Origin of the sequence: Planktotalea arctica (assembly GCF_002105285.1) — a bacterium.
In the GTDB taxonomy this organism is placed as follows: Bacteria; Pseudomonadota; Alphaproteobacteria; order Rhodobacterales; family Rhodobacteraceae; genus Planktotalea; species Planktotalea arctica.
On the sequence record NZ_MUHR01000008.1, the window covers coordinates 92832 to 112774 of the forward strand.

Annotated in this window: 21 protein-coding genes and 1 riboswitch; of the genes, 10 read left to right on the plus strand and 11 right to left on the minus strand. The window is 58.0% G+C overall.

The window, feature by feature from the left end:
• Nucleotide 1 precedes the first annotated feature (1 nt).
• From B9P63_RS10080 to irrA, 8 genes are all read right to left on the minus strand, one after another.
• On the minus strand, nt 2-715 hold the full coding sequence (locus tag B9P63_RS10080) for an alpha/beta fold hydrolase (RefSeq protein ID WP_085308452.1): 714 nt from the start codon (nt 713-715) through the stop codon (nt 2-4).
• On the minus strand, nt 708-1508 hold the full coding sequence (pcaD, locus tag B9P63_RS10085; protein ID WP_085308453.1) for a 3-oxoadipate enol-lactonase: 801 nt from the start codon (nt 1506-1508) through the stop codon (nt 708-710). The genes B9P63_RS10080 and pcaD overlap by 8 nt, the downstream gene beginning before the upstream one ends.
• Nucleotides 1505-2701 (minus strand): endonuclease/exonuclease/phosphatase family protein, encoded by a 1197-nt coding sequence (locus B9P63_RS10090; protein ID WP_085308454.1) that lies wholly within the window; start codon nt 2699-2701, stop codon nt 1505-1507. The genes pcaD and B9P63_RS10090 overlap by 4 nt, the downstream gene beginning before the upstream one ends.
• 6 nt (nt 2702-2707) lie before the next feature.
• Entirely contained in the window at nt 2708-3679 is a 972-nt protein-coding gene (locus B9P63_RS10095; RefSeq protein WP_085308455.1) for a threonine ammonia-lyase, read from the minus strand.
• Entirely contained in the window at nt 3676-4503 is an 828-nt protein-coding gene (locus tag B9P63_RS10100; RefSeq protein WP_085308456.1) for an alpha/beta fold hydrolase, read from the minus strand. The genes B9P63_RS10095 and B9P63_RS10100 overlap by 4 nt, the downstream gene beginning before the upstream one ends.
• Nucleotides 4503-5189, minus strand: coding sequence for a haloacid dehalogenase type II (locus tag B9P63_RS10105; protein ID WP_085308457.1), 687 nt, complete (start codon nt 5187-5189; stop codon nt 4503-4505). Before B9P63_RS10105 ends, B9P63_RS10100 begins: the two co-directional genes overlap by 1 nt.
• A 64-nt stretch (nt 5190-5253) precedes the next feature.
• Nucleotides 5254-6240, minus strand: coding sequence for an NADPH:quinone reductase (locus tag B9P63_RS10110; RefSeq protein WP_085308458.1), 987 nt, complete (start codon nt 6238-6240; stop codon nt 5254-5256).
• Nucleotides 6241-6672 (minus strand): iron response transcriptional regulator IrrA, encoded by a 432-nt coding sequence (gene irrA, locus B9P63_RS10115; RefSeq protein WP_085308459.1) that lies wholly within the window; start codon nt 6670-6672, stop codon nt 6241-6243.
• A gap of 158 nt (nt 6673-6830) precedes the next feature.
• Between irrA and fabA the strand changes: the two genes are divergently transcribed.
• Entirely contained in the window at nt 6831-7340 is a 510-nt protein-coding gene (gene fabA, locus B9P63_RS10120) for a bifunctional 3-hydroxydecanoyl-ACP dehydratase/trans-2-decenoyl-ACP isomerase (protein ID WP_085308460.1), read from the plus strand.
• Between the two features lie 264 nt (nt 7341-7604).
• On the opposite strand, the gene rlmF is transcribed toward fabA, so the two are convergent.
• On the minus strand, nt 7605-8519 hold the full coding sequence (gene rlmF / locus B9P63_RS10125; RefSeq protein WP_085308461.1) for a 23S rRNA (adenine(1618)-N(6))-methyltransferase RlmF: 915 nt from the start codon (nt 8517-8519) through the stop codon (nt 7605-7607).
• Nucleotides 8520-8596: 77 nt separating this feature from the next.
• Nucleotides 8597-9403, minus strand: a complete 807-nt coding sequence (gene dmdD, locus B9P63_RS10130; protein WP_085308462.1) for a methylthioacryloyl-CoA hydratase — start codon at nt 9401-9403, stop codon at nt 8597-8599.
• 517 nt (nt 9404-9920) lie between these two features.
• On the opposite strand from dmdD, the gene B9P63_RS10135 reads away from it, so the two are divergent.
• Complete coding sequence (locus B9P63_RS10135) at nt 9921-11150, plus strand: beta-ketoacyl synthase N-terminal-like domain-containing protein (RefSeq protein ID WP_085308463.1); 1230 nt, start codon at nt 9921-9923, stop codon at nt 11148-11150.
• 6 nt (nt 11151-11156) lie between these two features.
• On the plus strand, nt 11157-11948 hold the full coding sequence (locus B9P63_RS10140) for an enoyl-ACP reductase FabI (RefSeq protein ID WP_085308464.1): 792 nt from the start codon (nt 11157-11159) through the stop codon (nt 11946-11948).
• 144 nt (nt 11949-12092) lie between these two features.
• Here B9P63_RS10140 and B9P63_RS10145 read toward each other — a convergent pair whose 3' ends face one another.
• On the minus strand, nt 12093-13016 hold the full coding sequence (locus tag B9P63_RS10145; protein ID WP_425439744.1) for a hypothetical protein: 924 nt from the start codon (nt 13014-13016) through the stop codon (nt 12093-12095).
• 75 nt (nt 13017-13091) lie between these two features.
• Between B9P63_RS10145 and miaB the strand changes: the two genes are divergently transcribed.
• The 7 genes from miaB (at nt 13092) to lnt (ending at nt 19824) form a co-directional block, all read left to right on the plus strand.
• Nucleotides 13092-14414, plus strand: a complete 1323-nt coding sequence (miaB, locus tag B9P63_RS10150; RefSeq protein WP_085308466.1) for a tRNA (N6-isopentenyl adenosine(37)-C2)-methylthiotransferase MiaB — start codon at nt 13092-13094, stop codon at nt 14412-14414.
• 324 nt (nt 14415-14738) lie between these two features.
• Nucleotides 14739-15389, plus strand: coding sequence for an OmpA family protein (locus B9P63_RS10155; protein ID WP_085308467.1), 651 nt, complete (start codon nt 14739-14741; stop codon nt 15387-15389).
• Nucleotides 15390-15400: 11 nt separating this feature from the next.
• Entirely contained in the window at nt 15401-15712 is a 312-nt protein-coding gene (locus B9P63_RS10160; protein WP_085308468.1) for a hypothetical protein, read from the plus strand.
• A 109-nt stretch (nt 15713-15821) separates the two neighbouring features.
• Nucleotides 15822-16856, plus strand: a complete 1035-nt coding sequence (locus B9P63_RS10165; protein WP_085308469.1) for a PhoH family protein — start codon at nt 15822-15824, stop codon at nt 16854-16856.
• Between the two features lie 64 nt (nt 16857-16920).
• A complete protein-coding gene (gene ybeY / locus B9P63_RS10170; protein WP_085308470.1) occupies nt 16921-17409 on the plus strand; it encodes an rRNA maturation RNase YbeY in 489 nt (162 codons plus the stop codon).
• A 48-nt stretch (nt 17410-17457) separates the two neighbouring features.
• Nucleotides 17458-18360: a hemolysin family protein gene (locus tag B9P63_RS10175; protein ID WP_085308471.1), complete on the plus strand. Its 903-nt coding sequence runs from the start codon at nt 17458-17460 to the stop codon at nt 18358-18360.
• A 54-nt stretch (nt 18361-18414) separates the two neighbouring features.
• Nucleotides 18415-19824 (plus strand): apolipoprotein N-acyltransferase, encoded by a 1410-nt coding sequence (gene lnt, locus B9P63_RS10180; protein WP_245830621.1) that lies wholly within the window; start codon nt 18415-18417, stop codon nt 19822-19824.
• Between the two features lie 31 nt (nt 19825-19855).
• Nucleotides 19856-19904: riboswitch (SAM-SAH riboswitch) on the plus strand.
• The last annotated feature ends 39 nt before the right edge of the window (nt 19905-19943 follow it).

Here is a 19943-nt window from a genome sequence, read left to right on the forward strand (position 1 = left end):
GTTAACTTGGCGCGGCGATCTTGTCGAGCAAATGCGCCAAACCCGCAGCGTCCGCAAAGAAGGGCGAGTGCGACGTTGCAATGTCGTAGCTGTCCAAAGGTGCCGTGCGCGCGGCCATTTCGCTCTGGAATTCAGGCGGGATCGTGCGATCCTCGCTGCAGCGAATATAGGACTTGGCAACGCTCTCATATGCCGCCCCCAGCGCCAATCGCGTCACCTGCGGCAGGTTCGCTTGCGCAGTGATGCGCGCGTTTGCGTAAGCCACCGCCTCATCAGGGCAATCGTGATAAAACGTCTCGCGCGCTTTGGACAGGGCGGGCAGCCAGCTTAGCCGATCCGCACTCATTTCAATCGCATCAAGCAAGGGCTGACGCGCCTGCATCTTGCGCATATCCACCAGCGACATTCCCGAAATCGGCGCGTAAGCGCACAAATAGACCAACCGCGAAATCTTTTGAGGCGAAGCCTCTGCCGCTGCCGCAATCGGAAAACCTGCCATGGAATGACCGACCAAAATCACAGGTTCCTCAATCGCCGCCAAAATCGCATCGCGGTACAAATCCAGTGTCACATCCGCAATCGGGGTTTTGTCGCGCCCATGGCTCGGCAAATCAATCGCCCGCACGCGATGTCCCAAGCCTTCCAGCGCGGGGATCACATCGCGCCAACACCATGCGCCGTGGCACGAGCCGTGGATCAGAAGGAACTCAGCCATCGCTGCCGTGCCCGATGCTGTCCATGAACCGTATCAGATGTTTAGCGTATAACTCCGGCTGCTCCACGCAGGGCAAATGCCCGGCCTTGCGGACCAATTCATAGCCAGACCCAGGGATAAGCCCCATCAATTCACGCACCATATCGGGTGGGGTCGATCCATCTTCAGACCCTGCAATTCCCATCGCAGGCAGACGCAAACCAGAAGTGGGGGTAATCATATCGGTGCCGGAAATCGCCGCCATGCTGAGGTTATAGCCCTTGGCTGATTGCCGCGTCAGCATGTTACGCCACATCTGCAATTCAGGCGTGGCACGAAAACCCTTGGAAAACCACCGCTCCATCGTCGCGTCCGCCACCGCCTCGATCCCGCCAGCCTCGACCGCCGCAATGCGCTCGCCCCACATATCGGCATTACCGATCTTCGCGCCTGTGTTGGACAGCACGATGCCGCGCACCAGATCAAGCCGCTTCACTGCAAGCCCCTGCGCGATCAAGCCGCCCATCGAGAGACCCACGAACACCGCGTCGGATACGCCCACATACTCCATCAGGCGCTCCACATCCGTCACCAAAGCACCCATGCCAAAAGGCGCATCGGGGCAAGACGAAAGCCCATGCCCGCGTGTATCATAGCGAATATAGCGCAGGCCCTCTTTGGGCAGCAGTTCAATCACAAAATCCCAGAGCCGTAAATCGGTGCCAAGCGAGTTGGAAAACACCACTGGCGCGCCATCGGGGTCGCCGTCCTCGCGCCAATGTAGCTGCGCATCGCCTGCATCGAACCAGTTCATCGCGTCTCTCCCAGTACAAGATGCACCATGATCTGACCGTGATCCGATGCGAGTTTATTATACGGTGCCTCCGCGTGGCTGCCATCCGTCAAATGATCGTTCAGCACGCTGAAATATTCCATTTCACCCAAAGTGCCACCCGCTTCGGGCACGAAATGACGCGAGAGATAAATCTGGTCAATGCTTTCGTAGACACCCCCAAAGGCCGATGTGTACACCATATCACGCAGGGATTTGCGCACGAAGAGTTTTTCAGCCGAGTGCAAACGCATTGCAGCGATTGCCTCCTGAATGGTCTCGTTCTCTTCCTTGGAGTAGCGGTCATTCGACGCCTTGGCATCGTGGCGCAGCATCCATGAATAATTCTTGAACGGCTTTTCGCCCGCGATGATTTCACTGCTCACCGCGTTCTCGCTATCGTTGAAATCGCCCATGACGATCACGGGATTGCCCGCCTTCAATTCTGCAACAATCTCGCGACGCAGCACCCACGCCTCTGCCATACGCCGCAGCGCCGCGCGCGCCGCGCCCAGCGCACGGCCAACCGCATCGTAATTCGCCAGATCGGCCTCAGGCGCAAACTCAGCGCCGTTCGGTTTCACAAACTCGCCCAGCTTGGACTTGAGATGCGTGTTGAACACCGTCACCACCGCACCGCCCATAGGAACGCGCGCTTTCAAAATCGGGCGCGAGAGCCGCGAAATGCGGTAGTGCCCGCCATCGCCGCCGCCCATATCCTGAAATGGTATGTCCAGCGGCGTAGGCAATTCTTGGATTGTCTCTGGCGTGCCTTCAAAGCCAAAGCGCGACAGGATCGCCACGCCTGGGCGGCGATTACCCGCCCTACCGTCATTCACATTAGGCGCAAAAGCCAGCGCAGCATCACGATAGCCTGCATAACTCAATTTTCGAAAAATCGCTTTCTTGCGATAGCGTTTGGAGCGGTCTGGCACCGCCACCTCATTGCTTTCCTCGCCCATGTCATCGGCCTCAGCAATTACCGCGCGCAGGGCCGTTTCCTCGAAAATCTCTTGAAAACCAATCACATCCGCATCCATGGTCACGATCTGATCGGCGAGCCATGCCGCCTTCCACGCATATTCTTCCTGCGTGTATTGCTGGAACCTGTAGTATTCGCTCTCCGCCCCGATCAAATTCTTGACGTTGAAACTGGCTATAGTTGCCCGTGACATTTACACTTACTCCAAGGTTGCCAAAGCGCGCTCGAAAACCGCCCGGTCCACATTGCCGCCAGAGGCGGTGACGATCACTGTATCAGACTTGAGTTGCGCACCGTGGAAAAGCGCCGATGCCAGCGCAACCGCGCCGCCCGGCTCGATCACCACGCGCAAACGCTCGAACGCAAGAGCCATGGCGCGCAGGCAATCGGCGTCACTGACGACAATGCCAGCGCCGCACAGCCGCTGCATGATCGGGAAAGTCAAATCCCCCGGTTGCGGCGTGATGATCGCGTCGCAGATCGAGCCTGTCATTGAGGCGTTGCGCTGGATCGTGCCATAGACCAGCGAACGCGCAACATCGTCAAAACCCTCCGGCTCTGCGGGGCGCACTTTGAAACTCGGCTGCTCCGCCTCAAGCGCAAGTGCGATGCCAGAGGTGAAACCACCGCCGCCACAACACACGATCACCTCGGCGTTCTCGATGCTTTGCTCGCGCGCTTGCTCGGCAATCTCCAAACCGCATGTGCCCTGCCCCGCGATCACCTGTGGATCATCGAAGGGCTTGATCAGGGTCAGGCCGCGCTTCCCTGACAGGCGCCCCCCAATCTCGTCGCGATCTTCGGTTTCGCGATCATAGAGCACGACCTCAGCGCCCAGCGCGCGCGTGTTCTCGATCTTCACGCGCGGCGCATCTTTGGGCATGATAATGACAGACGACGCGCCGTGCATTTTCGCCGCCAAAGCCACGCCCTGCGCATGATTGCCGCTGGAAAAGGCGATCACGCCCTTGGCGCGCTTTTCAGGCTCCATCGCCGACAAAGCCGACCAACCGCCGCGAAACTTGAAGCTGCCGGTGTGCTGCAAACACTCCGCTTTCAGAAACACCCGCCGTCCTGCGATCTCGTCAAGGAAGGGCGAGGACAGCAGCGGCGTGCGCCGCACGGTGCCTTTGCCGCGCTTATAAGACTCGCGGATCATCTCGATATTCATTGCATTTCTCCGATCCAAGCCTGCAAGAGCGCTACCGCTTCGGGCTCATCCAGAAACGGCACATGGGCGCGATCGGGGATCACTGCGCCGCTCGCATCCGGCAGGCGCTCGAGCATCTCGTCAAAGCAGTCTTGCGTCAGCAGGTCCGAATTGGCCCCACGAATGATCGCGCATGGCAAACCGCTTAGCGCTTCGAACCAAGGCCACAGGTCCGGCACTGCCGCGTGGCTGCTCGCCTCCACCGCGTCGCGCAATTTGGGGTCATAGGTGAGATCCAACCCCGCGTCGGTCTGCACGAAGAATTTTGCGGCCTCTTCCATCCAGCGCGCTTGCGGCACATTCGGGAACAAATCGCGCATGACGTGGGCACGCGCACTTGCGGCTTCCTCCAGCGTCCTGGCCTTCGGTTTCACGCCCAAGTAGCCCATGATTACCTCAAGCCCTTTGGGGTCAAGCTCGGGTCCGATATCGTTCAAAGCCACACCGATCAGCCGCGCTTTCAGCGTTGCGGCAAGGCCCATCGCGATCAAACCGCCGCGCGATGTACCAAGGATCGCGGCCTTCTCGAGACCCAGATGATCCAACAATTCCACCGCGTCTTGCGCCTCGCGCATGATGTTGTAGGTGCTGAAATCCTCCGCCCAATCCGACTGCCCCCGCCCGCGATAATCCGGTCGGATCACGCGACATCCTTTCAGATAGGGCAGCACATACTCAAAGTCGCGACTATCGCGTGTGAGGCCAGACAGGCACAGCAACGGCAGGCCAGTGCCCGCGTCCTGATAGAACAGCGACAGACCATCGGAGGTTTCAAAACGGGGCATCAGCTACCTGCTAATTGGGGAATTTCAGTGAGATCGCTCAACACATGCTGCGGCTCAGCGAACAGACGATCCATCGGTTCGCCCGCGCGATTGACCCATACGGTTTGGAAACCGAATCCACTGGCAGCAGCAGCGTCCCAACCGTTCGAGGAGACGAAAAGCACTTCGTCCTTGGCACATGCAAAACGATCGAGCACCATTTGATAAACCCGCCCATCCGGTTTGAACACGCCCACATCCTCGACCGAGAGGACCGCGTCCAGAAACATCTCGATTCCTGCCGATCCAACAGCACCATCAAGCATATCGGGCGCACCGTTCGACAAAATTGCAGTTTGCAGTCCGGCCGCCTTCAGCTGGGCTAACATCATCGGCACTTCCTTATAAGCGCGCAGCTCCCAATAAAGCGCAAGGAGCCGCTCGCGCAGTTCAAGATCACCGCCGAGACCCGTCTTTTCCAAGGCCCAATCGAGACCGTCCTGAGTAACCGTCCAAAAATCCGTGTGATTGCCCGAAACCGCGCGCAGCCATGTGTATTGCAACTGTTTTTGACGCCAGAATTCCGCCAACTCGCCTGCCTTGGCCGCAAGCGCTTCGCGGCCATCCTCGCCCGCAGCGATGCGCGCAGCCGCACCCACGTCGAAAAGCGTGCCATACGCATCGAACACACATGTTTTAATCGCCATACAAGAAGCTCCCTATTTTGCGTCACCATGGCGCGCAGACCTCAAGGGGGCAAGAGGCGGCGCTTTAGATTTCCAGCAGGACCGCCCCGTTGCGACCCGCGCTCATCACGCGCTCATGGGCTTTTGCGGCATCTTCAAGCGGCATAATCTCGTGTATCGCAGGGTGCAGCGCACCTGCACTGAGGGCCGCGTGCAGCTTTTCAATCGCCGCCGCGCGCGGGGCAGGATCAAGTATATAAATCAGCACGATATCGATGGTGATCGCTTTGAACAGGAACGGACCGAAGGGCAGTGTCGGGCTCATATCAAACTGTGAGCCATAGGCCGCAATTGTGCCATTGGCGCGCATCACTTCGGCTAGCAAACCCGCGTTAACGCCGAATTCCGGCTCAACCGCACGGTCAATACCTTTGCCTTCGGTGATCGCCATGATCTGCGCTGCCAAGTCATCCGCGCGGTAGTCCAGCACATGATCCGCACCTGCCGCCTTCACGCGCTCGAACGCACGCGGCGAAGCCGTCGCAATTACCGTCGCGCCGCCCCATTTCGCCAGTTGCACAGCGTTGTGCCCAACCGCGCCAGCGCCGCCGGAAATTAGCAAGGTCTGGCCGGAAATATTACCACCACCAAACACCGCATGCGCCGCTGTCAGCCCCGGAATTCCAAGTGCTGCGCCCGCTTCAAACGATACGCCGTCAGGCAAGGCCACCGCCTGCACGCTTGGCAGACAAATCGACTCTGCCGCAGAGCCAAAGGCGCGCTGCCATTGGCCGTTCCATATCCAGACCCGCTCCCCAATGCGTGCGGGCGCAACACCAGCGCCAACCGCATCAATCACGCCAGAGCCATCAGAATGGGGGACAACAAGGTCAAAAGGCGGCCTAAGAACACCGGGGCGCGTCCCGGAGCGCGCTTTGGCATCAGAAGGGTTCACGCCGGAGTAGACCAGCTTCACGCGCACTTCGCCCGCCGCAGGCTCTGGCACCCCAATATCATGCAGCGCTAGAACATCCGCCGCCGCACCAAAAGCACTGTAGCCGATCGCGCGCATCTAAACGGAGGTCTTGCGCAAACGGATCACCACATCGACCTTGGCTATTTCCATCCCCTCGGGCGCATCGGGCAGCGCGGAGATAACCAGATCGTCCGCATGGGCATCGCTGAGGCGCCCCTCGTCTTCCCAGAAGAAATGCGGGTGATCATGGGTGTTCGTGTCGAAATAACTCTTGGAGCCGTCGACCGTGACTTCCTGCAACAGCCCCGCATCGCAAAATGCGCGCAGCGTGTTGTACACGGTCGCAAGCGATACGCCCTCGCCATGCCCCTTGGAGGCCGCGAACAGGCTTTCTGCCGTCACATGGCGATTCTTGCCGTCACCGACCAGCAACTCGGCCAGGGCCAGGCGCTGACGCGTCGGGCGCAAATCCGCCCCTGCAAGCCATTCGGCCGCGCGGTCTTGGGAGATGATCAATGCGTCGCTCATACGGAATCCTTACGTTGCCACCCTTATATGCGCTTTTGCGAACCGTTTTCAATTGCCTCATGCCCATCCCTTGCACTGTCGTTTGAATCGCCGCTTGCTTGCGCCTGCGCGCGCGCCGATGTTAGGACTATGAAAACACGCTAGATGCAGGAGCCATCATGTCCACTTTCCCCAGCAGCTTTGACAAAGACGACTTGCTCAAATGTTCCAGAGGCGAGTTATTTGGCGAGGGCAACGCACAATTGCCCGCTCCTCCGATGTTGATGATGGACCGCATTACGGATGTGTCCGGAGACGGCGGCGCGCATGGCAAAGGGCACATTGTCGCAGAGTTCGATATCACGCCTGATTTGTGGTTTTTCGAGTGCCACTTCCCAGGCAACCCGATCATGCCCGGTTGCCTTGGTCTTGATGGTTTGTGGCAGCTTACCGGCTTCAACCTCGGTTGGCGCGGCTGGCAAGGGCGCGGTTATGCGCTTGGCGTTGGCGAAGTGAAACTAAAAGGCATGGTGCGCCCGGATCGCAAGATGCTTACCTATAAGATCGACTTCACCAAGGCGATTCAGACCCGCCGCCTCACCATGGGTGTTGCCGATGGCATCGTCGAGGCGGATGGCGAGGTGATCTATGAGGTGACGGGTATGAAGGTGGCTTTGAGCGAGAGTTGATGTGCGCTCGCACAGCTATCCTTTTGAGAAATCAACTGAGCTGAAATTTTTGAAAAAGTATGCTCGAGCCAAGATCAACACGCACGGATCGCGCTATCATCGTAAACTTTGATAGCGCCTTCCTTGCTCACCATGCTGCGTAAATCCAGTTGTTATTGCACATTTGGACATCAAGTCTTGCCGACCCCGAATTGTGCCATACCAAAATCAATAGATTGTAGACGCTTCGTACTGGACGTCTGCAATCCTCCTTATTTCCCAACTTTATCCAAAAAACAAACTCCGCCGATCTTTCCGAACATAAGTCCAAGCCACAAACCGGCTGGTCTTCTGCCCCTGTGCCATTTCGACAACCTCAAAATCAGCGACCTTCGCCTTCTTCAAAATCCGCTCAATTGGCACGAGGTTATCCTTCTTCGACAGCAAAGAACTAAACCACAGGCATTGATCCGCGAACTCCGCGCTCTGTTCAATCATGCGCGCGATAAACTTTATCTCGCCGCCCGGGCACCAAAGTTCAGCATTTTGACCGCCGAAGTTCAGCGCTTTCGATGATCCTTTCTCAAGATTGCTCCACTTGCGCTGCGTGCCTTTGCTCGCTTGCTCCATCGACGCATGGAACGGCGGGTTGCACAGGGTGATGTGGAATCTGTCCTTGGGTTCGATTACGCCTTTAAAGATATTGTCACACTCAGCTTGCTGCCGAAGGGTGATGTTCAGCCCATTGAGCTCGCAAATCTTCTGCGCCGATTTAAGCGCACCTGCGTCCGTGTCAACGCCAGTAAAATCCCAGCCATATTCGCTTTGCCCGATAAGAGGGTATACCAAACTCGCACCGGTGCCGATGTCCAACGCTTTGATACTGTGGCCACACGGGATTTCACCCATATTGCTGCCAGCCAGCAAGTCCGCGAGATGATGGATGTAATCGGCGCGACCAGGGATCGGGGGACAGAGATAATTGGCGGGAATATCCCAGAAACCGACACCGTAGTACGCCTTCAGCAGCGCGCCATTAAGCATGCGCACCGCCTGCGGGTCTTTGAAATCAATGCTAAAGCGACCCGCAGGGTTGCGGATTATGAAGGCTTCAAGCTCAGGAGACTGCGCCACTAATCGCACGAAGTCGTAACCTTCTCGATGTTGGTTACGGGGGTGCAGCTTGGTTTTCATGGCCATGGGCAACCTTCATTAGAAACAATCGAGAACGCCCGCCAGACCACTATGAGTTTGTAATGGCAACCGATTAACCCGTTCTATTCATTCGGTCGAACCCGCGCCGCGCTCTTGTCCGCGAAGGCCGCCAAGCGCGCGCGCGCATCGGGCTGCGTGTTTACCACGCCCGCCACAACCGCCTCGGCATAAGCCGCATCCATCGCGGACATATTCTGCATGTGACTTACCGCAGAGCAAATCGCGAAGTTCGAAAGAGGCAGGTTCTCGGCCGCTTTACGCGCGAGTTCCAAGGCGCGATCGAAACTTGAGCCCTCAACCGAATACTGCGCCAGACCCACATCAACAGCTTCCGCACCCTGATATACGCGCCCCGTCAGCATCATGTCGATCATCCGCGCCTTGCCCACCAAGTCCGTGACGCGGATTGTCGCGCCGCCGCCCGTGAAAAGCCCCCGTTGCCCCTCTGGCAATGCGAAATAGGCCGATTGATCCATGACGCGCACATGCGCCGCGCTAGCAAGTTCCAGACCGCCGCCGACAACAGCGCCTTGCAAGGCCGCGATAATCGGCACGCCGCCATACTCCATCTTGTTGAAGGCCTCGTGCCAGCGCAGGCAAACGTGCATGAAATCGGCAGGGCTTCGGTCGGCGTCATGATGCTCGACCAGATCGAGACCGGCGCAGAAGTGATCCCCGGAACCAGCCAGAACAACCGCCCTGACGCCAGCCCGCGGCGCGGCAGAAAAGAAATCCACTAACTCCTCGATGGTCGCGATATCCAAAGCATTACGTTTGGACGGACGGTTTAAGGTAACGATCCAAACCCCGTCATCCTGTGCCTCAAGCGCAAGATTTTTGTAGCGCGCGATATCAATCTGGAGCGTCATGGCCCTATCCTTCTCAAGTTTGTTCGTCCCCGTTTGGGTAGCGATTTGAAATTTGCCGCACAAGAAAAGAGCAAGCGATCGACGCACCGTCACTTTGGCGCATGCGAACTAAAAAGGCACCAGCCTTGATATGCCAACGCCTTCTCGTTTCAATATTTTGGAACATTCACCACCTCGGCAAATATCAACCGGTGACTTCACCCAACAGCGTGGAGTTGATGTGCACTTTCATTTTTTCGACACTCGGCATGTACTTTGCATCGAAATTACTACGATCAAAAGCAGTTTCGTTACCGGCCAGTCTAAATATGTATGAACAGGGCCACGTAAACCTGCCAATAATACCGAAGAATTTCCCAATGCCTAAACGGCGAGCAGTGATTGTGTTGTTTCCCTAAGCCTATCGAGGCATTGCAACCTGTGGACTTCGCGTACACTAGGTTTCCACCCTCTGCCCTTGCACCCGAGCCCTCCTCTCGCATACACACAACTTAAGTTTATTAAGAAGGAGTGCGCCATGCGCCGTGTCGTCGTCACAGGTCTGGGAATTGTCTCCAGCATCGGCAACAATGCAAATGAGGTTCTGGCCTCACTGCAAGCTGGCCGATCCGGCATCACTGCCAATGAAGACATGAAAGAGCATGGATTTCGCTCGCAGATCGCAGGTGAAGTGAAGCTGAACATTGCCGATCATGTCGAAAAACGCACTTTGCGCTTTATGGGCCCCGGCGCAGCCTATGCACATATCGCGATGGGTCAGGCGATTGCAGACGCTGGACTGACAGAAAAAGAGGTCATCAACCCGATGACAGGTTTGATTGCAGGGTCTGGTGGTCCCTCCACCTCTGCCATGCTCGCTGCTCATCAGGTGGTTCTCAAGACTGGCGCGACAAAACGGATCGGGCCCTTTGCAGTACCCAAGACAATGTCCTCGACAGTCAGCGCGAACCTTGCCACGGCCTATCAAATCAAGGGCATGAACTTCTCGATCACCTCCGCTTGCTCCACGTCATTGCACTGCATTGGCATGGCCGCACAGCAAATCGCGCTTGGCCTACAAGACACGATGTTTGCCGGCGGCGGTGAGGAACTCGATTGGACACTGTCCTGCCTGTTCGATGCGATGGGCGCGATGTCGAGCAAATATAACGACACGCCAGAAAAAGCCTCGCGCGCCTTCGATGCGAACCGTGATGGTTTTGTGATCGGCGGCGGCGGCGGTATTCTGGTGCTCGAAGCACTGGAAAGCGCTCAGGCGCGCGGCGCGAAAATCTACGCGGAAGTCACTGGTTTCTCGGCCACATCGGACGGCGCGGACATGGTTGCTCCCTCCGGCGAGGGCGGCGAACGCGCGATGCGCGGGGCGCTGAAAACGCTGAGCGAGGACCGCAAGGTCAACTATATCAACGCCCATGGCACCTCGACGCCTGTTGGCGATGTGGGCGAGATCGAAGCCGTGCGCCGCGTCTTTGGCGAAGGGTCCACGCCCCCCGTTAGCTCGACCAAGTCAATGACAGGCCACTCCCAAGGCGCGACCGGTGCGCAGGAAGCGATCTATTGCCTGCTCGCTCTGGAGAATGATTTCATCATCCCCTCGATCAACGTCGAAACACTCGATCCCGCGCTGAATGCCGCCGAGATCGCAACCACGCGCGTAGACAATGCGGGCCTTGATACAGTGATGACCAACTCCTTCGGCTTTGGCGGCACCAACGGCTCCATGCTGCTTAGCAAATTTCACGGGTGAATTGATATGACAGGTTCCATGCAGGGAAAACGCGGCCTCATTATGGGCGTCGCGAATGAACGCTCGATCGCTTGGGGCATTGCCAGATCAATGGCCGCGGCGGGCGCTGAACTGGCCTTTACCTATCAAGGCGAGGCATTCGGCAAACGCCTCGAGCCACTTGCCGCCTCTGTCGGCTCGGATTTCATGGTCGATGTGGACGTCACTGAGGATGCCTCGCTTGACACCGCCTTCGAGAAGCTCGGAGCGCGCTGGGACACAATCGATTTCGTGGTCCATGCCATCGCCTATTCGGACAAGAACGAGCTCACAGGCCGAATCCTGAACACGTCGCGCGAGAATTTTAAAAACTCGATGGATATCAGCGCCTATAGCCTGATCGAGGTCGCACGCCGCGCACATCCGATGATGGTGGAAAACGGCGGTACGATCCTGACGCTTACCTATATGGGCTCCACCCGCGTGACGCCCAATTACAACGTCATGGGCGTCGCCAAGGCCGCACTGGAATCAACCGTGCGCTACCTTGCCAACGATCTCGGCCCCGAGGGCATCCGCGTCAACGCGATCAGCCCGGGCCCGATGAAAACCCTTGCGGGCGCGGCGATCGGCGGGGCACGCAAAACATACAAACATACGGATCAAAACGCACCTTTGCGCTCGAACGCAACACTGGACGCTGTTGGCGGCGCTGCCGTATTCCTCGCATCCGATGTGGGCGCGTGCACCACAGGCGAAATTCTTCGGGTCGATGGCGGCTTTCACGTCCTCGGCATGCCGCAACAGGACAATCTCTAGACACTTCTCGGGTCGGAAAATACCTCGGGGGAGTCTTGGCTCGGCCAAGACGGGGGCTGGCCCCCAAAAAATTCTTCTCCGAAGAATTTGACCACGCACGTAGTCACTCCGATAAAGTTTCAGCAGAAAACTTTATCGGCTGGATCAAAACCATTGCCCCGGCTCGATCAAACCAAGATCAAGCAATTGGCGCGAATGCCATTCAAACGCCGCAGAATTGTGCCATTGGAATGTCTCAATATCAAACGACGAGCCGGGATTGCGTTTAAGCGCTTTCGCGGTACGAAACGACATGATCGCCGCAGAAATATTGTGATGCCACTCACAAGAATAGGTGTTGCACTCAGGCATATTGAATGTGTGGTTGGCGCGAAGCTCCAACCCGCTCACCGCTTTGAACAAAGCCACGCGATCGATCTTTCGGCTCGCTTCGGAAACATGCTCCTCATAACGCCAGCGCAAGCCACCGAAGAAATCAAGCTGACGCTCTTCAGGCCACTGCGTTCCCGGCTTCATTCGCGCCAGCGCATAGTAGCCCGAACGATCCATATGTGCGCGCTCCAATGAGACCGCATTAGGATAAGCCCCCAAATCATCTGCATATAGATCGACCACGAAGGTCATGATCGTATCGCGCCGCTCTTCGACGTTGAAGGCAATCATTTCACCCACGCTGCGTGTCTCGCAGAACGGATAGAACAAATATTCGCCGTTATAACAGTAGTAGAGCCAAACACCCGGCGCAGCCTTGATCACCGCGTTCACCGCCCGCTCCAGCGCACCGTCCGTCGCCATGTCATAGTGTACACGGTGCACCTTTTCACTCACGTCCTCAGGCAAATCGAAGGCCGCGGGCATAAAGGCCACGACATCTTTGAAGCCGCAATCGAAATGATGGCGCAGGGTCGTGCCAACTTCTACATCGTCCTCTACGAAGATCAACGCCACGGGCCCCTTCGCAAGGGCCACGCCCCCTTCGGCAAGAAACTGCGTAAGCGATGAATACTGCGGCACAGGCTTTCCTTTGCACAAATGCTTTGCCCTAGAATCAGCTATTTGGCCCTGCATTGCAAGCGCCCTCACTTATGATGTAACAGGCGCCAATCACTGTGCAGCGCGCAAGCAACTTTGGGGCACCTTATCATGGCCGAGACTAAGAAACTCTTTATCAAGACCTATGGCTGCCAGATGAACGTCTATGACAGCGAACGCATGGGCGAGGCGCTCGAGGCGTCGGGCTATGTCACGACGCAAACCCCCGATGATGCGGATATGATCCTGCTCAACACCTGCCACATCCGCGAAAAGGCGGCCGAGAAAATCTACTCCGAACTCGGGCGCATGAAGGCGCATAAGGTGAACAACCCCGATCTCAAGATCGGCGTCGCAGGCTGTGTCGCGCAGGCCGAGGGCCGCGAGATCATGCGCCGCCAGCCTGCCGTCGATCTGGTCGTCGGCCCGCAAAGCTATCACCGCCTTGCAGAAATGGAAGCCAAGACACGGCGCGGCGAAAAGGCGCTTGATACCGATTTCCCGATCGAAGATAAATTCGAAGTCCTGAAAAACCGCCCCAAAGCGCGGCGCGCGCCAACCGCCTTTCTGACCGTGCAGGAAGGCTGCGATAAATTCTGCGCCTTCTGCGTCGTGCCCTACACACGCGGTGCGGAATCCAGCCGCCCCGTGCAGCGCATCGTCGATGAAGCCAAGGATCTGGTCGAGCGCGGCGTGCGCGAAATCACCCTGCTCGGCCAGAACGTCAACGCCTATCACGGCGCTGGGATCGACGGGAACGAGTGGGGCCTTGCCCAGCTTATCTGGGAATTGGACAAGGTCGACGGGCTTGAGCGTATCCGCTTCACCACGTCCCATCCCAACGACATGCAGGACGATTTGATCGAGGCGCATGAACATTGCTCCAAGCTCATGCCCTATTTGCATTTGCCCGTGCAATCCGGCTCGGACCGCATTCTTAAACGCATGAACCGCTCCCATACGGCGGAGAGCTATTTGCGACTGATCGAACGCATTCGCAAAGCGCGCCCGGATATTCTTATGTCCGGTGATTTCATCGTTGGCTTTCCCGAGGAAACCGAGGCAGATTTTCAAGCCACGCTCGATCTGATCGAAGAGGTGCGCTACGGCTATGCCTATTCGTTCAAATATTCTACGCGCCCCGGCACGCCGGCAGCCGAGCGCGCGCAGGTGGACGACGCAGAGGCAAACGAGCGCCTGCAACGCCTGCAAGCGCTGATCTTCCGCCAGCAAATGGAAATCCAGCAAAGCATGGTAGGCCGCGAGGTCACTGTTCTGCTCGAAAAACCGGGGCGCGACTCCGGTCAAATGGTCGGTAAATCCGAATATCTGCACGCGGTGCATATAAATGACTGCACCGCGCAGCCCGGCGATCTGGTCAAAGCGCGCATCACCGAAGCCGTGCGTAATTCGCTCGCCGGCGCAATGGTGTGATGGCCTGAAGCAGGCCTTGCACCCTTAACCTCATCACAAATAATCATCGCGTGGGCCCTTGAAATGCGCGCGCTGATACGCGAATCGCACGGCCCTAGCCCTGTCTATCGAACACGTCCAACACTTGCCGTGGTCACGCGGGACCTGTGGATAAGTCCCTTCCAAGCCAAATTTGTCGGTAAACGCCCCAATTTGATACTACTTTCGGAACACATTGCGCTTCACACAGACTAAAGATTTGGTATGCTATGCAATATCTAGTGGGATGCAGAGCTAACACACCGCTTATATGGTATGGCTCTGGGGGGATTAAGGACGAAGGACATGGCTGTGGTTAATTTACTATCCAAAGCACTTCGTATCGTTGTCAAAAGTGCAGCTATTGCCGGCTTGGGTGTCATCACCCTCAGTGGCGCAGCGATCGCTCAGCAATACGGTACGCAACAATACGGTAGCGTTCAGGGTGTAGCGACAGCTATCCAGGGCGCCGCAACTGGCAACACGCGCACCATTCTGGGCGAGCGTTACATTCCAAATATCTGGGTTGATCCGGATGGATGCGAGCACTGGGTCATGGACGACGGTGTCGAGGGCTATATGACACCGCACACAACCCGTCAGGGCATCCCGGTCTGCCGCCGTGGAAATGTCTGCGGAGTTATGAACTCCGATCAGTTCTTTGCGACCAACAGCCATCACATCAGTGCCTCTGGCCGCCAGCAGCTTGCTAACTTCTTTCAAAGTGCGAGCGCTTCAGCCTACATCATCGCAGGTCACACCGACAGTCGCGCCTCAGACGACTATAACATGCGTCTGTCGTATAACCGCGCTGCAACCGTTGCTGCCGTCGCTCAAAGCACCGGAGCCCGCGTCGCCGATGTCCGCGGCTATGGAGAGCGGATGCCACGTGCGTCCAACGGCACACGTAACGGCATGGCACAAAACCGCCGCGTCGAAATCATCTGCATTCGCTGAGGAAAGATAAAATGAAACTCGCAAAATTGACCCTCGCGATTGTTGCCGTGTCCGCGCTTGCAGCCTGCGAAGGTGGCCAGATCGGCCCCGACAAAGGGAGCGATCGTGGCACGGACAGCAAAGACCTCAGTCAGCTACGCGCTGGGATATGGGTTGACCCGAACGGCTGTGATCACTGGATCATCGATGATGGCGTCGAGGGATATCTTTCCGCACGCCTCGATAAATACGGCAAGCCGGTCTGCTCTGGTGCCGCCCCCGCCAACGTGGCCACAGGCCCATTCAAAGGCGGTGCGACAAGCATCTTTGGCGATCCACTCTGATCATCGCCCACGTACATAAAACGCTTCAAGCCGCAGGTCATGCACCTGCGGCTTTTTTACGTCCGCCGCCGCACTATATGAAACGGCACATGCTATAAAGGAGCGCTGCGTGAACGCGACCACCCTATCCCCGGACCTGCCCAATGCCATCGAAGCCAAGCTAGAGTTTCCCGACAACCGCCTGTTGATCGATCTATGCGGCGCGTTTGACAAAAACCTCGCTCAGGTCGAGACTGGCACACAGGTCCAGATCATCCGGCGCGGCAACCAGCTTGTAATCATGGGCGAGCCCGAGGCGCGCACCGCTGCTATCGAAGTGCTCGGCACCCTCTATGCGCGGCTCGAAGCGGGCAAGAGCGTCGAAGCTGCTGATATCGACCGTGAATTGCGCATGGGGCTCACCCCGCGCCGCGCCGATGCCGAGGACGGCAGCGCAGATCAGGGCGAAATGTTCAAGCACGATCATATCGAGATCAAGACCCGCAAGAAACTGGTCGAGGCGCGCACTGATGCGCAGAAAGCCTACATCAAATCGCTCTTTGACAATGAACTCGCCTTCGGCATCGGCCCTGCGGGCACGGGCAAGACATACCTTGCCGTCGCAGTCGGAGTGTCGATGTTTATCGGCGGTCATGTGGACAAGATCATTCTGTCGCGCCCTGCGGTGGAAGCGGGCGAAAAGCTCGGCTATCTGCCCGGTGACATGAAGGACAAGGTCGATCCCTACATGCAGCCGCTCTATGATGCGCTGAACGATTTTCTGCCCGCCAAGCAACTGACCAAACTGCTCGAGGATAAACGCATCGAAATCGCGCCTCTGGCCTTTATGCGCGGTCGCACGCTCTCAAATGCCTTCGTCGTTCTGGACGAGGCGCAAAACGCCACAACCATGCAGATGAAAATGTTCCTCACCCGCCTCGGCGAGGGCTCGCGCATGGTGATCACCGGCGATCGCACCCAGATCGATCTGCCGCGCGGCGTTCCCTCCGGTCTCGCAGATGCAGAGCGCCTGCTGAACACGATCCCTTCGATCAGCTTCAATTACTTCACCTCCAAGGACGTCGTGCGCCACCCGCTCGTCGCTGCCATCATCGAAGCCTATGAAGCCGATCACGAGGCGATGCTCGCCCGCAAGAAACTCTGATGTCGCTTCATCTTGCCTCTAAACTCCGGGGGTCCGGGGGCTGGCCCCCGGCCGGTTAGCCAATATGCTCACAGATATACTTATCGAGGACGAACGCTGGAGCGTCCTTGGCCTGGGCGCGTTGGCCGAAACCGCCGCGCGCGCCACCCTCGTTCATCTCTCGCTTGATCCGAGTGCGTTTGAAATCGCAGTACTAGCCTGTGATGACGAACGCATCGCCGCGCTCAACACCGAGTTTCGCGGCAAGCCATCGGCGACCAACGTGCTGTCCTGGCCCTCCGATGACCGCGCAAGCAAGATCGAGGGCGCCGCGCCGGATAAACCGCTGCTGCCGATGGAGGCCGAACTTGGCGATATCGCGATCAGCTATGACACCTGCGCACGCGAAGCTGGTGCTGCGGGCAAGACATTGCATGACCACACCGTGCATTTAATTGTGCACGGCACGCTTCATTTGCTCGGGTTTGACCATATCCGTGACCTTGATGCCACTTTGATGGAAGAAACCGAAGTCGCGATACTTGGCACTTTGGGTATAGAAAGCCCATATTAACCCCATCTGGCGTAACACGCCTCAATGATACAAGGATTACAGCGCGCCATGGGCGACACGACCGGCTCCTCTATCGCAGCGCCAAGCGCGCAGCTCATAGAGCAAACCACACCCTCACCCGAGCCGTCCGAGAAGGACAGCGGCTTTTTCTCTCGCGTTATTTCGGCGCTCAGCCCGTCACAGGACGGCGGCTCCGAAGCCACCGTGATACAAAGCGCGCCGCGTGCGCAGCCCCATGGCATGATCAATCTGCGCCGCATGCGCATTGAAGATGTGGCCATACCCAAGGCTGATATCATCTGCGTCCCCGTCACTGCGGATAAGGACGAACTGCTCCGTGTGTTCCGCGATAGCGGCATGACGCGCTTGCCCGTTTACGACGGCACGCTGGATTCGCCGCTTGGCTTCGCGCATTTGAAGGATTTCGCGCTTCTGCACGGCTTCAACAGCAACGGCCCGGCCTTCGATTTGCAAGCCATGCTGCGTCCTTTGCTCTTCGTGCCCCCCTCCATGCCTATCGGCATTCTGCTCACCAAAATGCAGACAGAGCGGCGTCATATGGCTTTGGTGATCGATGAATACGGTGGCGTCGACGGGCTGGTCACGATCGAGGATCTGATCGAGCAGGTCATCGGAGAAATCGAGGACGAGCACGACACAGAAGAGGCCGACCTTTGGACGCTGGAAAAATCGGGGCAATATCTGGTGCAGGCCAAAGCGCCGCTAGATGAGTTCGAGGCCGCAATCGGCCTGCATCTGACCGAGGATGATGAAATCGACGCGGAGGAAATCGACACCCTCGGCGGGCTGGTTTTCATGCTGGCGGGTCATGTGCCCGCACGCGGCGAAGTCGTTCGCCATCCCGCAGGCTATGAATTCGAAGTGATCGACGCCGATCCACGCCGGATCAAGCGCCTTCGCGTGCGCCTCGCGCCGCCCCCTGCCGAATAAGCGGTGACATCCTCGCGGCGAACCTTTGCACTTTGCATTCTTGCAGGGCTGAGCTTGGCCGCCGCGCAGGCACCACTGGGTATTTGGCCAATGGTGCTTGTGGGGCTTGGCCTTTCGGTCTGGATCTTAACCAAAGCCCAAACCCCGCGCCGCGCCGCTTGGTGCGGCTGGAGTATTGGCGCAAGTTATTTTGCCGCCTCGCTCACTTGGATCATCGAGCCGTTTCTGGTGGATGTCGCCGCGACCGGCTGGATGGCACCTTTTGCGCTCGCACTTATGGCAAGCGGCCTTGCACTGTTCTGGGCCGCGCCGTTCTGGAGTGCCGCACGCCTAGGCAGGCCCGCAAGCATCCTCGCGCTGTGGCCGCTGGCGGAATATGCCCGCAGCACTGTTTTCACCGGCTTCCCTTGGGGTTTGCAGGCCTACGCCTGGATCGACACGCCGCTGGCGCAAATCGCCGCTTGGAGCGGACCGCACGGGCTTGGCGCGCTCACGCTCGCGCTTGTAGCTCTGCCAATCTTATGGGGCGCGCGCAAAGGAACTGTGCTGGCGCTCACGGGGCTTATCGCACTCGCGCTTCTGGGCGCGCTACGCCTCGGCCAAGCGCCTGAAACAGCGCAGGACGCGCCCATCATTCGCCTGACCCAGCCCAACGCGCCGCAACACCAGAAATGGGACCGCGCCTATGCGCCGACCTTCTTCAATCGCCAAATCGAAGCGAGCCGCGCCACACCCAAACCAGATCTGATCGTCTGGCCCGAAACCTCCCTGCCCAATTGGCTCAACGATGCTGAAGACACGCTTGCCCATATCACGCGCGCCGCAGGTGGCGTGCCGGTTCTCATCGGTGCGCAGCGCTACGAGGGCATGCGCGCCTTCAACAGTCTCGCGCTCTTGCAGGGCGATGGCACGATCGGGCACATCTATGACAAGCACCATCTGGTGCCCTTCGGTGAATATCTACCATTTAGCGCGCTCTTGACGCGACTTGGCATGGGCACGCTAACCGAAGCGGTCGGCGGCTTTGATGCCGGCGCGGGGCCAGAGTTGATCGACCTCGGCGCACTCGGCACTGCGCTGCCGCTGATCTGCTACGAGGCGGTGTTTCCCCATCAAATGCAGAGCCCAGCGGGGCGTCCCCGCTTCCTGCTGCACGTCACCAACGACGCCTGGTTCGGCACATGGTCCGGTCCTTATCAGCATCTGGTTCAAGCGCGGTTTCGCGCAATCGAGCAAGGCCTGCCGCTGCTGCGCAGCGCCAATACAGGCGTCACCGCTGCGATCGATGCCCATGGCCGTGTGCTGCAAAGTATTGCCCTTGGCACGTCAGGGTATATTGATACCGCCCTACCGGCGCGCGCGCCAGAGACCCTTTATTCGCGCTTCGGCGATATTCCTGCGCTCATTGCCTTGCTTCTCCTCTTCGCAGTCACACTTCCGCCCTACGCGAAGCGTAAGGATTGACGCCAGACCCGAGCGGGCGTAGGCCCTTATTCACCTGTCACAACGGCTTCCTGACGTGACGGATTTAACCCATTGGAGCACTATCCCATGACACGGCAGAATTACACATTCACTTCGGA

Coding starts and splice junctions, on each gene's coding strand:
- B9P63_RS10110 (WP_085308458.1), bottom strand. CDS start 6,240: ATGCGCGCGATCGGCTACAGTGCTTTTGGTGCGGCGGCGGATGTTCTA.
- fabA (WP_085308460.1), top strand. CDS start 6,831: ATGTCCACTTTCCCCAGCAGCTTTGACAAAGACGACTTGCTCAAATGT.
- B9P63_RS10100 (WP_085308456.1), bottom strand. CDS start 4,503: ATGCCCCGTTTTGAAACCTCCGATGGTCTGTCGCTGTTCTATCAGGAC.
- B9P63_RS10140 (WP_085308464.1), top strand. CDS start 11,157: ATGACAGGTTCCATGCAGGGAAAACGCGGCCTCATTATGGGCGTCGCG.
- B9P63_RS10175 (WP_085308471.1), top strand. CDS start 17,458: ATGGGCGACACGACCGGCTCCTCTATCGCAGCGCCAAGCGCGCAGCTC.
- B9P63_RS10135 (WP_085308463.1), top strand. CDS start 9,921: ATGCGCCGTGTCGTCGTCACAGGTCTGGGAATTGTCTCCAGCATCGGC.
- pcaD (WP_085308453.1), bottom strand. CDS start 1,508: ATGAACTGGTTCGATGCAGGCGATGCGCAGCTACATTGGCGCGAGGAC.
- B9P63_RS10145 (WP_425439744.1), bottom strand. CDS start 13,016: ATGCAGGGCCAAATAGCTGATTCTAGGGCAAAGCATTTGTGCAAAGGA.
- dmdD (WP_085308462.1), bottom strand. CDS start 9,403: ATGACGCTCCAGATTGATATCGCGCGCTACAAAAATCTTGCGCTTGAG.
- rlmF (WP_085308461.1), bottom strand. CDS start 8,519: ATGGCCATGAAAACCAAGCTGCACCCCCGTAACCAACATCGAGAAGGT.
- B9P63_RS10160 (WP_085308468.1), top strand. CDS start 15,401: ATGAAACTCGCAAAATTGACCCTCGCGATTGTTGCCGTGTCCGCGCTT.
- B9P63_RS10095 (WP_085308455.1), bottom strand. CDS start 3,679: ATGAATATCGAGATGATCCGCGAGTCTTATAAGCGCGGCAAAGGCACC.
- miaB (WP_085308466.1), top strand. CDS start 13,092: ATGGCCGAGACTAAGAAACTCTTTATCAAGACCTATGGCTGCCAGATG.
- B9P63_RS10080 (WP_085308452.1), bottom strand. CDS start 715: ATGGCTGAGTTCCTTCTGATCCACGGCTCGTGCCACGGCGCATGGTGT.
- B9P63_RS10155 (WP_085308467.1), top strand. CDS start 14,739: ATGGCTGTGGTTAATTTACTATCCAAAGCACTTCGTATCGTTGTCAAA.
- B9P63_RS10105 (WP_085308457.1), bottom strand. CDS start 5,189: ATGGCGATTAAAACATGTGTGTTCGATGCGTATGGCACGCTTTTCGAC.
- irrA (WP_085308459.1), bottom strand. CDS start 6,672: ATGAGCGACGCATTGATCATCTCCCAAGACCGCGCGGCCGAATGGCTT.
- ybeY (WP_085308470.1), top strand. CDS start 16,921: ATGCTCACAGATATACTTATCGAGGACGAACGCTGGAGCGTCCTTGGC.
- B9P63_RS10090 (WP_085308454.1), bottom strand. CDS start 2,701: ATGTCACGGGCAACTATAGCCAGTTTCAACGTCAAGAATTTGATCGGG.